The sequence below is a fragment of the Bradyrhizobium sp. Kon37 genome (assembly GCF_055807535.1).
Window position 1 is genome coordinate 60,514 of sequence record NZ_JBVVOY010000003.1, and the last position, 12,466, is coordinate 72,979.

Consider the following 12,466-nt stretch of genomic DNA (forward strand, 5'->3'; position numbering starts at 1 on the left):
ATATGGAAACAGAAGAAGCCGTTCTCGCGCTCGCCGCGCTGTCCCAATCGACCCGGCTGGAGGCCTTCCGGGCACTGGTCAGGCACGAGCCTGACGGTCTCGCTGCCGGCGATCTCGCCCGGCTGCTGGAGGTCCCCCAGAACACGCTCTCGGCGCATCTGTCGATCTTGACGCGCGCGCGCCTCGTCACCTCCGACCGGCGCAGCCGTTCGATCGTCTACCGCGCCAACCTTGTCGAACTCCGGGACGTCGCGGTCTTCCTGCTCCGGGATTGCTGCGGAGGGCGGCCGGAAGTTTGCGAGCCGGTCGTCGAAACCCTCCAAGCCTGCTGCTCTCCGAAACGAAAGGAGAAAAGCCGTGCCTGATCAATTCGATCTTCCGCGCCGCCTCGCGGCCGAGGCGCTCGGCACGGGCATTCTCGTCGCCACGGTGGTCGGCTCCGGCATCATGGCGGAATCCTTGACCAAGGATGTCGCGCTTGCGCTTCTCTGCAACACGCTGCCGACGGGAGCCATTCTGGTTGTCCTGATCACGATGTTGGGCCCGATCTCCGGCGCGCACTTCAATCCGGCGGTCACGCTGGTCTTCACCGGCAAGCGCGAGCTGCCGGTGAACGAGGCCGCTCTCTATGTGATTGCGCAGATCGCCGGCGGCATCTCGGGAACGATGGCGGCGCATCTGATGTTCGGACTCCCCCTGCTCGACCTCTCGGCGAAGGTGCGAACCGGAGGACCGCAATGGTTCGCCGAAGCCGTCGCCGCTTTCGGTCTGGTTGCGACGATCCTGGCCGGCATCCGGTTTCAGCGCACGGCCGTCCCTTGGCTGGTCGGCCTCTACATCACGGCGGCCTATTGGTTCACGGCCTCGACCTCGTTTGCCAATCCTGCCGTGGCCATTGCGAGATCGCTGACAAACACATTCACGGGCATACGTCCCACCGACCTACCCGGATTCATTGTCGCGGAGCTCTGCGGAGCCCTTGTTGGCATGCTGTTGATGAACTGGCTTCTCGGACACTCCCGCGCGGCCGGCCCCATCCCAATCGTGGAGACAACCCGATGACCGTCACGATCTATCACAACCCCGGCTGCGGCACCTCGCGCAACACGCTGGCGATGATCCGGCAGAGCGGCGTCGAACCCGTCGTGATCGAATATCTGAAGACGCCGCCATCCCGCGAAACGCTGGTCGAGCTGGTCAAGGCCCTCGGCATCTCCGTTCGCGCGCTGCTGCGCGAAAAAGGCACGCCCTACAAGGAGCTCGGCCTCGATGACCCCAAATGGTCCGACGACGAGCTGATCGACCGGATGCTCGCGCACCCCATCCTGATTAACCGCCCGATCGTGGTGACCCCCAAGGGCACACGCTTGTGCCGGCCTTCGGAAGCCGTGATCGATCTCCTGGACAATCCCGTCGGCCGCTTCGTGAAGGAAGATGGCGAGGTGGTCGAAGCGCGATAGGCTTACGGGGCCGGGATCAGATCTTCGGGATCTTCGCCCGCTCCACCACGCCGGTCCATTTGCTGATCTCGGTCTCGATCAGCTGCTTCATCTCCTCCGGCGAGCTGCCGCGGACTTCGCCGCCGACGGCGGTCTCCAGACGTTGCTTGAGGTCGGGATCCCTGAGTGCGTCCAGCGTCGCCGCATTGAGTGCAGCCATGATGGCGGGCGGCGTTCCCTTCGGGGCCAGCAGGCCGGCCCAGGTGCGCACGTCATATCCCTTGATCCCGGCTTCCTGAACCGTCGGCACGTCGGGCAACAATGCGGTGCGCGTCGGCGAGGTCACCGCCAGACCGCGGATCGCACCGCCCTGGATTTGCGCGGCGAGCAGGACCGGCGTGCCGACGATCACCGGAACCTCTCCGCCGAGCAGCGCGGTGACCGCTTGAGAATCGCCGCGATAGGGCACGTGCACGATCTCGACGCCGGCGGCCGCGTTCAACAGCTCTCCTGCAAGATGGTGCGTGCTGCCGAAACCGACCGATCCGAAGGAGAGCGCACCGGGCTTCTGCTTTGCCATGGCGACGAGCTCGCCCAGCGATTTCGCCGGATAATCGCTACGCACGGCAATGACGAGCGCGTAATAGACCAGCGTCGAGATCATCTCGAAGCTCTCGGCCGGCTGGTAGGCGAGGCTCTTGTAGGTCGCCGCGGAAATGGCGTGAGCGCCTGTGACGAGCCCGATCGTGTAGCCGTCGGGCGCCGCTTTCGCGATGGCATCCGCGGCGATGTTGCCGCCGGCGCCGGGCTTGGCCTCGACGATGATCGGCTGCCCCAGCTTTTTCGAGAGCCCGTCGGCGATGATGCGCGACAGCGTGTCGGCCGCGCCGCCGGCGGCAAATCCATGAAGCAGCCGGATCGGGCGCGACGGATAATTGTCCGCCGACGCCGAAGTGGTTGCGAGACAACCGCCAAACAGAAAAATCGCCGCAGCAAGCCGCTTCATCCTTCGCATGGATGCGTCCTCCCCTTTTGATTGTTCTATCGTTGGCCGCGACGAGGCGGCGTTCTTCAAGTCGAGTTTGAATCCGCTAGCGGGCGAACTCCGTGCATTCAGGCGATGGAGGCATGCCCCAGACGTCGCGCGGCAGACCGACCCAGACTTTTGGCCGCTGCGGTCGATCGCGATGCCAGGGACGCGGCTCGAAATAGCCGAGCTCCTCGTCGGTCATGCGGTCGAGGTCGTGGAACAGCTCGACCAGATGCCCGTCGGGATTGCGATGATAGATCGCCGTGTTGTGGCCGGGGCCGTGACGTACCGGTCCCCAGAGCACCGGGAGCTTATGTCGGGCGAGATGGTCGCACGCCTGCTGCATGTGGGTCGGCCCCCGCAGCTCGAACGCGACATGATGCAGGCCGCGGCCGGGCGCGCGCGCGAAGTTCAGCGTGTGATGTTCATAGCCGCTGCGCATGAAGACGAAGCGGTCCTCGATCCAGTCGGAGACCCGCAGGCCCATCATGTTCGCGTAGAACTCCGAGGCCGCGCGCGGATCGGGCGTGCGAAGGGCGACATGGCCGAGCTTGGTGACGGCAAGCGCACCGATCCGCTCCTGCGCGGGCGTCGGCTTCCAGCCCTGGATCAACTCGAAGCGTGTGCCTTCGGGATCGCTGAACGACAGCAGCCTGGAAACGCCAGGCAGGGGATCGCTCTGAAGTTCGGGCCGCAGATCAGCCTGCTTCAGCGCGGCGCCCAGCGCCTCGATCTGGACATCAGGAGATATCTCGAAGGCAATGCTCGTCAGCGCCGCGTCGCCGGGTTCGATCACCAGCGAAAGCTGCTCGGAATCGTTGGCGAGGAAGATGCGGTTGCCGTCGCGGCCGACGAGGCCAAGACCGATCACGGCGCGGTAATAGTCGAGCAGCCGCTCAGGATCGGGCGAGGCGAAGCTCGCATGCCGCAGCCGGGTGAAGCGTGCAATGGGTGCTTGTGTCGTCATCGTGCAATCCACCCCCTCATGGCGTCATGATGATCTTGCCGAGCGCGGAGCCCTGCTCGAGCAGCGTGTGGGCCTGCCTGACCTCGTCGAGTTTCAGGACCGCCGAGATCGCCGGCTTGATCGCATTGCGGCTCAGCGCGTCGATCACGTTGCGCATGAGCGCGCGACGCCCGTCGCGATCGTGGTCGTAGATGTGGAAGGAGAAGCAGCGTATCGCCGGGCAGATGTCGAGATGGTCGCGCATCGCCGCCATCAGGTTTTCTTCCGGCAATCCGGCGAAGGCGTTGTACGACAGCAGCGTCCCCCATTTGCCGAGCGCGCCGAGATAGCCGGTGAACTCGGGCCCACAGACGTGATCGAGCACGAGGCCAACGCCCTCGCCATTGGTCAGCTCGCGGGTCCGCGCCACCACGTCTTCGCGGCGGTAGAAGATGATCTCATCGGCGCCGTTGTCCCGCGCGAATGCGGCCTTCTCTTCGGTGGAGACCGTGCCGATGACATTTATCTGCGCGAGCTTGGCGAGCTGCACCAGCGCGGTGCCGACACCACCCGCCGCCCCGATCACCAGCACGCTCGCCGGTGCGCGCGGATGGCGGCACTCGTTCAGCAGCGCGTAGGCCACCTGGTAGTTCGACAGGCACACGGCCGCTTGCAGATCGACATTGTCGGGCAGCACGTGAATGGCGTCGGCGGGCGCGACCACATAGTCGGCATAGCAGCCGCCGCGCTGCGACAGGTCGCGCGCGCTCAGCAGCACCTTCTGGCCAATCGCAAACCCTTCGACGTCCGACCCGAGCGCGGCAATGCGGCCGGCGACGTCGTTGCCGGGATTGGCCGGCAGCGGCGGCATCCATTTGTAGACGCCACGCCGGATCAGCACATCGGGCTGCCCCACCCCGAATGCTTCGGCGCGGATCTGCACTTGGCCGGGTCCGGGCATAGGCACCGGAAGCTCGACCAGTTCGAGTGCATCCGGCCCACCCGGCTGACGCACCAGCACCGCTCTCATGATGTCACACGCCTCCCAAGCCGTATTTTCGAAAATCATACCGATTACGAAAATTATTGCAAGATGCTCGTTAGCGCGGCATGTTGAGCCATCGATTCAATGACGGAAACCATGTCCGACAGCGCCATTCGCCCCCGCAAGGAATTCGGCAAGACCGTTGCCGCCGACATCACCCATCGGCTGCGCGAGGAGATCATTGCCTGCGGCCTGGCGCCGGGCGAGCCGCTGCGATTCGACGTCCTGCGCGAACGATTCGGCGTAAGTTTCACGACGCTGCGCGAGGCGCTGACGGCGCTTACGGCCGAAGGCCTGGTCGACGCGCAGGAGCAGCGCGGATTTCGCGTAGCGCCCGTCAGCCGCCAGGATCTGGTGGAGGTCACCGATGCGCGGGTGCTGATCGAGGTGGAATTGATCCGCCGCGCGATCGAGCGGGGCGACGACGATTGGGAAATCGCCGTCATCTCCACACTGCATAGATTGAAGCGAATCGAGCAGCGCGATCCCGAACATCCGCTGCGCGATCCCGAATGGAAGATCGCCCACCGCCAATTCCACCAGGCGCTGGTCTCCGCCTGCGGCTCGGCGACACTGCTCGCCATTCGCGCCGAGCTGTTCGATCGCGCCGAGCGCTATCGGCATCTCTCGGCCAATTTCCGGCCGCGTCCGCGCGACAAGGCCGGCGAGCACCAGGCGATCATGCAGGCCGCCATCTCGCGCAATCCGGATCTCGCTGTGCAGCTGATCGAGACGCATATCCGCTCGACCGCCGACAACGTGGCAACCTACGCCGCGCATCTGCTCGATATCGAATAGGCGGCAACGGCTTTTTACCGCCGTGGGCTTGCGCGCCGCTCCATTTTCGAAAATAATAGACAAGATCGAAAATGCCAACCTTTGAGGCGTGACCATGAAGCTGCTGTCGTTCTTGGACGGAAATCGGGAAAGCTGGGGCGCCGTTGTCGAAAATGGCGTCGTGGATCTCGGTCGCGCCCTGCCCCAGTACCCTGTTCTCGCGGACTTCCTCGGCAGCGACGACTATGCGCGGCGCGAGGCCATCGTCGCCGGGCACAAGCCCACGATGGCGCTCAGTGACGTCAAATATCTTCCGGTGATCCCGCGTCCGGAGAAGATCGTCTGCGCCGTGCGCAATTATCTCGACCACCACAATGAAGCCGTGGCGTTCGGCATGAAGCGCGAGATCACGGAATTTCCGCCGATCTTCCTCCGGGTCTGGCGCTCCCAGGTCGCGCACGACGCGCCCGTGATCCGGCCGAAAGTCTCGGACAATTTCGACTGGGAGGGCGAGCTGGCTGTCGTCATCGGCAAGGGCGGCCGTCACATCAGCCAGGCCGACGCCTGGGATCACGTGGCGGGCTACTCGATCTACAACGACGTCAGCGTGCGCGACTGGCAGCGCCACGCCCAGCAGATCGCTTCCGGCAAGAACTTCGTCGGCACCGGCCCGTTCGGTCCCTGGCTGGTGACGCCGGACGAGATCGGCGATCCCACCAAATTGAAGCTCGAGACGCGCGTCAACGGCGCGGTGGTGCAATCCTCCGACACCTCGATGCTGATCTTCTCGATCCCGCGGCTGATCGAGTACAGCTCGACCATCTTCGATCTCGTCCCCGGCGACGTCATCGCCACCGGCACGCCGGCCGGCGTCGGCTTCACCCGCAAGCCGCCTGTTTTCCTCAAGCCCGGCGACGTGGTCGAGGTCGAGATCGAGAACATCGGCGTGCTGCGCAATCCCGTCGTCGACGAAGCATAGAGCCTGCGCATGTCGTCCCAAGACTTGTCGTCCCAAGAAGTGGCCCAAGACGTGTCCTATGACATCCGCAAGACCGCGCTCAGCGTCGAGACCATCTGGCACGAGCGCGGTCCCCGGCGGGAGAAGCCGCTGCTGGTCGGAACGGCCATTGCGGTGATCCGCAATCCCTTCGCGGGCCGCTTCGAACCTGACCTGATGCCGTTTCAGGCATCCTTGCGCGAGCTCGGGCGCGAGCTCGCGACACGGCTGATCGCGCAGCTCGGCGGTGCCGCGCAGATCGAAGCCTATGGCAAGGGCATCATCGTCGGCGAGGACGGCGAGCTCGAGCACGGCGCGGTCTGGCACGAGGCCGGCGGCCAGGGCATGCGCGAGGTGCTCGGTCAGCCCAAAGCGATCGTCCCGGCGGCGAAGACCATCGGCGGTCCGGGCACGCGGCTCATGGTTCCGCTCGGGCACATTCACGCCGCCTATGTCCGCAGCCATTTCGGCACTGCCGAGATGACGCTATGGGATTCACCACGGCGCGACGAGATCGCCTTCGGTCTCGTGATGGCGACCGGCGGCCGCCCTCACGCGCGCATCGGCGGCCTCGCGGCATCCGCTATCTCCGTGCACGACGGACAGCGCTGACGGGCGCACGATGCGCTGAAGAATTTTGCGGAAAGCCGCAGAAGCAGCGCGCCAACCCGACGCAATCAGGCCCCGGTGCGCAGCCGTAAGATGATCAGCCTTTCGAGACCACCGCGCGGCCGTAGGGCGGCTGGGCCGCGACCGGCGGGTTGGCGGTCTGGGCGGCGAGTTCGCCGATCAGGCGGTCGGCATCGGCGGCCATGCCGTCGGGCGCCTGGATCACCAGCCGCTCCAGCCCCCAGCGATAGGACGAGACGCGCTGCTCGAGGCACTGCTGCACCCACTGAATGATCAGCGAATTCTCCTGCATGCGCTCGACCGCGTCCTCCTTCTCCTTCGGCGAGAGGGAGGAGACACGCGCCATGCTGGCATTGCGCTTCTTGTCGAGGTCGATGACGCGGATCGCGGAGGCGAAGAACGGCTCGAAGCGGGTGATGTCGTTGCGCACGTCCTCCATCAGCTGCGTATAGCGCGAAGAATGCGAACGGTGCGGCTCGTCGATCAGCGTGCGACCGTACATGGTGCGGTCGAACACGATCTTTTGCCGCCAGGGCGAGGGCAGCGCCTTGTAGTCGCCGAACACGCTCTTCCAGGCGGGCCGCGACAGCGGCGGCTCGATCAGCGGATAGGCGAGGTCGCGAAGCTGGCGCTCCTCGTCAGTGAGCTGGAACTGGGATGGCTTCAGCCCGACGCTGGAGGTGACTTCCGCGCCCAGCCAGCGATGCATGTCGTCGCTGCGCATGTCGGCGCGGGTCCGGCCGAAATCGCCGCCGCTACAGGCGGCAAGCGTCGCGCCCAGCACTGCGAGCATGATGGCCGTTACGACGGGCCGGATCTGGCGGAGGTTCTCCGGCATTGCAAAGGCCGAAGGCTAGCGGCGACGACGACGGCGCCCCGGCGCTGTGCCCTGCTCCGGCCCGTGATCGCCGCTGGTTTCGTCGCTCTCGCGCTCGATGCGGATCACGGGAAGGATCAAAATCGTGCCCATGTCCGCGCGCGGAGCCACGTCCCCCGACGCGCTCACCCGGCGACCGGCCGGAAATTCGATGATGGTCCCCATATCAGCTCTCTTCAATTGCCGCGCGACCCGGCGCGCCTCTGCAACATGGAGATCATTAAGATCAGTTCATGGTTAACGGGGTGTAAACGTGCCGGCGGGACCGTAACCGCACGGGCGGGATCCGCCGTCCCGTTGCGGCACGAGAACGCTTCAAATTGCCCGTTCGGCTTCACGCCTCGTTTTCCTTAACGAGCCTTTAAAGGAGCCCGCGATAGGCTGGCGGCGAGTATCTCTTCCAGGTCGCGTATCTCTCCATGACCAAGTCGTTGTTTCCAGGATTCGACGGGCTGATGACCCTCTCCCGTCGCGAAGGCGTCGATGTTCGTCCGACGCTGCTGCGCGTGCTGACCGACCTCTATGTCCAGTCGAGCACCCATAGCGACGACGAGCAGCGCCAGTTCGTCGAACTCGCCACACGACTGATCGACCAGGTCGACGACGCGACGCGCGCGGCTGTCAAAGCGCGGCTTGCGATCTATCCCTCGACGCCCGCCCCGATCATGCAGAAGCTCGGACTGTCGGCCGCGCAGGAGGGTCGCAGGGTTCCGCTTGCGCGCGAAATCCCGGCGCCCGTCCCTGCTCCCGCTCCTGCCCCCTTGCCGGTTCGCGCGTCAACCGACGCCGAGCTGCGCATGGCCTCGAACATGGCGATGCAGCCAAAGGACGCGGCCGATATCCACGACATGTTCTTCCGCGCCGGCGCCGCCGAGCGCGCGCTGATCCTGCACAATCTGGCGGAGACGCCGCTGAAGGCCGCGCCGCGGATTCCGACAGTGCGCGCCAAGCGCGCGATCCAGATCCTCGAGATGGCGGCGATCGCGGGCGACTTCGAGAATTTCACCTTCGAGCTCGGCGATAGCCTGATCCTGCCCTCGCGCGTCGCAGCCCAGATCGTCGACGATGCAAGCGGCGAAGCGCTCGCGGTCGCCGCGCGCGCACTCGACATGCCAAGCCCGGTGTTCCAGCGCATCCTGCTGTTCTTCAAGCCGGAGATCGGCAACTCCGTGACCGACGTGTACCGGCTGTCGCGGCTTTACGATCGCCTCAGCGACCGCGCGGCGCTGGTGATGCTGGCCGCCTGGCGCGGCTCGACGCTTGCCGTCACCCGTGCCAAGTACCAGCCGTCGCTGCACGACAGCGAGCGCCAGCGCGCGCGCATGGGCGCAAGCCAGACGCGCCCGGGCGTGCAGCCCGGCTCCGCGCCCGCGGTGCGGACGGGGACCGACGGATCGGATCGTTAGGCCTTCGCCAATTCGAGAAAATGCCGCCCGGCGCGGTCTTCAGTCTCGACGATCCAGATGTCGGAGTCGAAGCGGATCTCCTTGGTCAGACGCTCCTCCACCGCGGGCTCCGGCATCGGCTGCGGCGCAAGCGGCACGAAGAAGCGATCGACCGGCCGACCGTCGTCATAAGAGGTCTGCGGCGCGGGCACATAGAGCATCGCGTTGCCGTCGAGCAACGAGACCTTCACGAACACCGCACCCGCCTCCTCCGCGCCGCGACGACGCACCACGCCGTACACGCCCTCGGTCTGGCACCGGCGCAGATAAGCAGAGACCCAGATGTTTGATTTCAAACGCATGGGCGCACGATAAGCCAGTGCGGCAATGAGCACCAGCTTTCAGGCTTCCGTCTCGGGGAAGCGTAACGACTATTCGACGGGGTGGCCGATCGCGGCGCCGAGCTCGCGGAGCAGGCGGTCGGACAGCTGGCCGGTGACCTGCATCTTGTGCTCGCGCTCGAATTTCTGAATCGCGGACTGGGTCTCGGCGCCCATCGCGCCGGTGATCTTCAAATTCCCGTAGCCGTATTCGGAGAGAGCGCGCTGCACGCCGGCGATGCGCCGCGCGGCCGGGCCCTGCTGCACGGGGATCGGCGCCGGCGGACGCGCGACGGAGGGCGGCGCCGAAATCGTTTGCTTGACCAGATTGGTCATGGGATCGCCCGAGCGCGGCGTCGATGCAGTCGCCTCGACGGGCCTCTCCGGCGGCTTGTCTGCAGATCTGGGCTCGGCAGGTCTGGGCTCGGCACGAAACTCCGTCGCTCTCGGCTCTAGCGGCGAGGTATCGGCGCCGACGGGACGCGGACGGGGCAAGGGGTTCGACAGCGCCATGGACGACGGTGCGGGAAGATTGATCACGGTGCCGAACATCGGCGCCGGGTGTCGGCCGGTCTGCAGGAACAGCGCATTGGCAACGATTGCGCCGATGGCGGCAACGGCGACGAGACCGGCCAGCGTATCCTTGGGGCTATGCAACAGCACGCGCAGCACGAGATTGCGCTCGGTCTCGACATCGATGACTGCGGCCTTGGCGCCACGGCGGCGCGGAGCGGCTTGGTCCTTGGCAGACTTCTTAGGCACTTTTCTTCACCAGAGCGGGTTGGTCCTGAACTTGATCGTGAGGATGGTCCTGAAGTTCGTGATCCTGAAGTTCGTGGTTCTGAAGTTCCTGGCGCAGCACCGGCGTCAAGGTCGCGATCTTGCTCGCCCTGCTGTCGGACATCTTGCCATCAGAAGTTTTGGCTTGCGGCATGTAGACGAGCGGCAGCTTGACGGTGACTGCAGTGCCCTCGCCGAGCCTGCTTTGTACCGTCAATTCGCCGAGATGCAACGCCACCAGGCTCTTCACGATCGAAAGTCCGAGGCCGGTGCCTTCGTGACGGCGCTGATAGGTCTTGCCCGCCTGGAAGAACGGCGCGCCGATGCGCTTGAGATCGTCAGGCGCGATGCCTATACCGGTGTCGCTGACACGCAGCGCAAGCTGCGAGCCCGAGACCGCGGCTGTGACGGTGACCTGACCGCCGCGCTCGGTGAACTTGACGGCGTTGGCGACGAGGTTGAGCACGATCTGCTTGAAGGCGCGCGGATCGCCGGTCATGACAGGCAGGTCCTGCGGCGCATCGGTGACGAGATCGACGCCGTTCTCCCGCGCCTTGAGCGCCAGCAGATTGCAGCAATGCATCAATGATGCACGCGGCGCGAACGGTTCCGACGCCATCTCGAAATTGCCCGATTCCATCTTGGACATGTCCAGGATGCCGTTGACGACCGAGAGCAGATGCTGGCCGGAATCGTTGATGAGCTGGGCGTATTCCCTCCGCTGGGCCGCGCCCAGCATCAAGGTCTGCTCCTGCGTGATCATCTCGGAGAAGCCGATGATGGCGTTGAGCGGCGTGCGCAGCTCATGGCTCATGGTGGCGAGGAAGCGCGTCTTGGCGGCGTCCGCCGCCTCTGCAGCGCTGCGCGCCTGATCGAACGCCTGCTCGGAGAGCTTGCGGTCGGTGACATCGCGCATCACGGCGACGACATCGGCCTCGCGCGTGGCATCACGGCCCATATCCTGATCGAGCGGGCGGCAGCGCATCTCGACCCAGATGAAATCAACCTGGCCGCGCTCCGAGCCGGCCCGCTCCCGGCGCAACCGGAACTCGACGCTGCGCACGTCGCCGCGCGCAGCATCGGACAGCGCCGTCAGATACGCCGGCCGATCGGCGACATGGACGCGATCGAACAGGCCGTGGCCGAGCAGTTGCGCGACGGGCACGCCGAGCATCGCTTCCACCGCCGGTGAAATGAACTGCACCGCGCCGTTACGCTGATGCCGCGAGATGACGTCGCTCATGTTCCGCGCCAGGAGGCGGTAACGCTCTTCCTCACGCAACAGCAGCGCAACGCTGGTGCGCGCAAGCGATTCCGCACCGAAGGCCAGACCTGCGGCATAGAGCGTCGCCGAGGCGACGCCGAACGCCATCAGCACGCTGCGTTCCGCAGCGCTGGTGTCGCCAATCGGCAGCCAGCCGAGCTGGCTGACGAGGATCAGGATTCCGGCGCAGGACAGCGCCAGCAGCGAGGCAAAGGCCGCGACGCGGCGCGAGGCCGACAGCGCAGCTTCGAGGGGAACCACGACCAGCCAGATCGCGGCGAATGATTCGATGCCGCCGGTCGTCACCGCCACCGCCATGATCAGGCCCGAGAGCGCCAGCGACGACAGCACATGCGCGCCTTCGTAACGGCCGGTGCGCGACAGGAACCAGGACAACAGGATCGGCGCAATCAGCCAGGCGAAGGCCGCGACCTCGATCGCGCTCGGCGCGCCGCGCATGGCGAGATAGACCGGGAATGCGGCGAAGGCGGCCAGGCTGCCGAGCAGCCGCGGGGCCATGAAGGCACGATGGCGCGCTCGCGTCAGCGCGTCGTAACGCGCGGAGGGATGCAGCAGCGCATCGAGACAATCGCGGATGATACTCAAAACTGTCACGGGTCTCGCGCTTCGGCTCATTCGTCGGGAAGACGCGCCGGAACGCCTCCTTATCGTTGAGCCACCGTGTCAGAGCGACCTTAAACGAACACTAAGGCAGCGCGGCGCGCCGCCGGCTCCCCCGTCATCGCAGGGCTTTTTAGACGATTTGACGACGTCATCGGCGAGGATGGTGAACACAGGGTTTCCCCGTGATCCGCATGGTTTCGAAATGGTGGACGGGCGTGGCGGCAGAGCTCACGGCACGGACGTCAATCGAAAATTTACGACACCGCCGATTGCAAAGATTCTTGAGTCAATT

General features: G+C 65.5%; 15 protein-coding genes. 7 read left to right on the top strand and 8 right to left on the bottom strand.

Going from position 1 to position 12,466, the window contains the following annotated elements:
• The first annotated feature begins 2 nt into the window (after nt 1-2).
• Genes AC0L3J_RS08275 through arsC form a run of 3 tightly spaced genes read left to right on the top strand, consistent with a single transcriptional unit; the run spans nt 3 to nt 1,460 of the window.
• Nucleotides 3-365: an ArsR/SmtB family transcription factor gene (locus AC0L3J_RS08275; protein WP_456765161.1), complete on the top strand. Its 363-nt coding sequence runs from the start codon at nt 3-5 to the stop codon at nt 363-365.
• Entirely contained in the window at nt 358-1,062 is a 705-nt protein-coding gene (locus AC0L3J_RS08280; protein WP_456765162.1) for an aquaporin, read from the top strand. Before AC0L3J_RS08275 ends, AC0L3J_RS08280 begins: the two co-directional genes overlap by 8 nt.
• A complete protein-coding gene (gene arsC / locus AC0L3J_RS08285) occupies nt 1,059-1,460 on the top strand; it encodes an arsenate reductase (glutaredoxin) (protein ID WP_456765163.1) in 402 nt (133 codons plus the stop codon). Before AC0L3J_RS08280 ends, arsC begins: the two co-directional genes overlap by 4 nt.
• A 16-nt stretch (nt 1,461-1,476) precedes the next feature.
• Here the strand turns inward: arsC and AC0L3J_RS08290 are convergent, their stop codons facing one another.
• The 3 genes from AC0L3J_RS08290 to AC0L3J_RS08300 all read right to left on the bottom strand — a co-directional run bounded on the left by AC0L3J_RS08290 (nt 1,477) and on the right by AC0L3J_RS08300 (nt 4,445).
• Nucleotides 1,477-2,454, bottom strand: a complete 978-nt coding sequence (locus AC0L3J_RS08290; RefSeq protein WP_456765164.1) for a tripartite tricarboxylate transporter substrate binding protein — start codon at nt 2,452-2,454, stop codon at nt 1,477-1,479.
• A gap of 76 nt (nt 2,455-2,530) precedes the next feature.
• The gene (locus AC0L3J_RS08295) at nt 2,531-3,436 is read right to left on the bottom strand and encodes a VOC family protein (RefSeq protein WP_456765165.1); all 906 of its coding nucleotides are present in this window, start codon (nt 3,434-3,436) and stop codon (nt 2,531-2,533) included.
• 16 nt (nt 3,437-3,452) lie between these two features.
• A complete protein-coding gene (locus AC0L3J_RS08300; protein ID WP_456765166.1) occupies nt 3,453-4,445 on the bottom strand; it encodes a zinc-dependent alcohol dehydrogenase family protein in 993 nt (330 codons plus the stop codon).
• Between the two features lie 111 nt (nt 4,446-4,556).
• Between AC0L3J_RS08300 and AC0L3J_RS08305 the strand changes: the two genes are divergently transcribed.
• From AC0L3J_RS08305 to AC0L3J_RS08315, 3 genes are all read left to right on the top strand, one after another.
• On the top strand, nt 4,557-5,258 hold the full coding sequence (locus AC0L3J_RS08305) for a GntR family transcriptional regulator (protein WP_456765167.1): 702 nt from the start codon (nt 4,557-4,559) through the stop codon (nt 5,256-5,258).
• Between the two features lie 94 nt (nt 5,259-5,352).
• Nucleotides 5,353-6,216 carry a fumarylacetoacetate hydrolase family protein gene (locus tag AC0L3J_RS08310; RefSeq protein ID WP_456765168.1) on the top strand — a complete coding sequence of 288 codons (864 nt, stop codon included), beginning with the start codon at nt 5,353-5,355 and terminating at the stop codon, nt 6,214-6,216.
• 9 nt (nt 6,217-6,225) lie between these two features.
• Nucleotides 6,226-6,846, top strand: a complete 621-nt coding sequence (locus tag AC0L3J_RS08315; protein WP_473346775.1) for an amino acid synthesis family protein — start codon at nt 6,226-6,228, stop codon at nt 6,844-6,846.
• 94 nt (nt 6,847-6,940) lie between these two features.
• On the opposite strand, the gene AC0L3J_RS08320 is transcribed toward AC0L3J_RS08315, so the two are convergent.
• Nucleotides 6,941-7,702 carry a hypothetical protein gene (locus tag AC0L3J_RS08320; protein WP_085395547.1) on the bottom strand — a complete coding sequence of 254 codons (762 nt, stop codon included), beginning with the start codon at nt 7,700-7,702 and terminating at the stop codon, nt 6,941-6,943.
• Nucleotides 7,703-7,717: 15 nt separating this feature from the next.
• Nucleotides 7,718-7,906 carry a hypothetical protein gene (locus AC0L3J_RS08325; RefSeq protein ID WP_027516916.1) on the bottom strand — a complete coding sequence of 63 codons (189 nt, stop codon included), beginning with the start codon at nt 7,904-7,906 and terminating at the stop codon, nt 7,718-7,720.
• Between the two features lie 254 nt (nt 7,907-8,160).
• On the opposite strand from AC0L3J_RS08325, the gene AC0L3J_RS08330 reads away from it, so the two are divergent.
• A complete protein-coding gene (locus tag AC0L3J_RS08330) occupies nt 8,161-9,147 on the top strand; it encodes a DUF2336 domain-containing protein (protein WP_456765169.1) in 987 nt (328 codons plus the stop codon).
• Here AC0L3J_RS08330 and AC0L3J_RS08335 read toward each other — a convergent pair.
• The 3 genes from AC0L3J_RS08335 to AC0L3J_RS08345 all read right to left on the bottom strand — a co-directional run bounded on the left by AC0L3J_RS08335 (nt 9,144) and on the right by AC0L3J_RS08345 (nt 12,186).
• On the bottom strand, nt 9,144-9,488 hold the full coding sequence (locus AC0L3J_RS08335) for a DUF1491 family protein (RefSeq protein ID WP_456765170.1): 345 nt from the start codon (nt 9,486-9,488) through the stop codon (nt 9,144-9,146). The genes AC0L3J_RS08330 and AC0L3J_RS08335 overlap by 4 nt on opposite strands.
• Before the next feature lie 69 nt (nt 9,489-9,557).
• The gene (locus AC0L3J_RS08340) at nt 9,558-10,268 is read right to left on the bottom strand and encodes a peptidoglycan-binding domain-containing protein (protein WP_456765171.1); all 711 of its coding nucleotides are present in this window, start codon (nt 10,266-10,268) and stop codon (nt 9,558-9,560) included.
• Nucleotides 10,261-12,186: a PAS domain-containing sensor histidine kinase gene (locus AC0L3J_RS08345; RefSeq protein WP_456765172.1), complete on the bottom strand. Its 1,926-nt coding sequence runs from the start codon at nt 12,184-12,186 to the stop codon at nt 10,261-10,263. Before AC0L3J_RS08345 ends, AC0L3J_RS08340 begins: the two co-directional genes overlap by 8 nt.
• Nucleotides 12,187-12,466: the final 280 nt, after the last annotated feature.

Excerpts from the sequence above, each read along its gene's own strand:
- AC0L3J_RS08345 (WP_456765172.1), bottom strand. The coding sequence starts at position 12,186 with ATGAGCCGAAGCGCGAGACCCGTGACAGTTTTGAGTATCATCCGCGAT.
- AC0L3J_RS08330 (WP_456765169.1), top strand. The coding sequence starts at position 8,161 with ATGACCAAGTCGTTGTTTCCAGGATTCGACGGGCTGATGACCCTCTCC.
- AC0L3J_RS08325 (WP_027516916.1), bottom strand. The coding sequence starts at position 7,906 with ATGGGGACCATCATCGAATTTCCGGCCGGTCGCCGGGTGAGCGCGTCG.
- AC0L3J_RS08290 (WP_456765164.1), bottom strand. The coding sequence starts at position 2,454 with ATGCGAAGGATGAAGCGGCTTGCTGCGGCGATTTTTCTGTTTGGCGGT.
- AC0L3J_RS08300 (WP_456765166.1), bottom strand. The coding sequence starts at position 4,445 with ATGAGAGCGGTGCTGGTGCGTCAGCCGGGTGGGCCGGATGCACTCGAA.
- arsC (WP_456765163.1), top strand. The coding sequence starts at position 1,059 with ATGACCGTCACGATCTATCACAACCCCGGCTGCGGCACCTCGCGCAAC.
- AC0L3J_RS08335 (WP_456765170.1), bottom strand. The coding sequence starts at position 9,488 with ATGCGTTTGAAATCAAACATCTGGGTCTCTGCTTATCTGCGCCGGTGC.
- AC0L3J_RS08305 (WP_456765167.1), top strand. The coding sequence starts at position 4,557 with ATGTCCGACAGCGCCATTCGCCCCCGCAAGGAATTCGGCAAGACCGTT.
- AC0L3J_RS08320 (WP_085395547.1), bottom strand. The coding sequence starts at position 7,702 with ATGCCGGAGAACCTCCGCCAGATCCGGCCCGTCGTAACGGCCATCATG.
- AC0L3J_RS08315 (WP_473346775.1), top strand. The coding sequence starts at position 6,226 with ATGTCGTCCCAAGACTTGTCGTCCCAAGAAGTGGCCCAAGACGTGTCC.
- AC0L3J_RS08310 (WP_456765168.1), top strand. The coding sequence starts at position 5,353 with ATGAAGCTGCTGTCGTTCTTGGACGGAAATCGGGAAAGCTGGGGCGCC.
- AC0L3J_RS08275 (WP_456765161.1), top strand. The coding sequence starts at position 3 with ATGGAAACAGAAGAAGCCGTTCTCGCGCTCGCCGCGCTGTCCCAATCG.
- AC0L3J_RS08295 (WP_456765165.1), bottom strand. The coding sequence starts at position 3,436 with ATGACGACACAAGCACCCATTGCACGCTTCACCCGGCTGCGGCATGCG.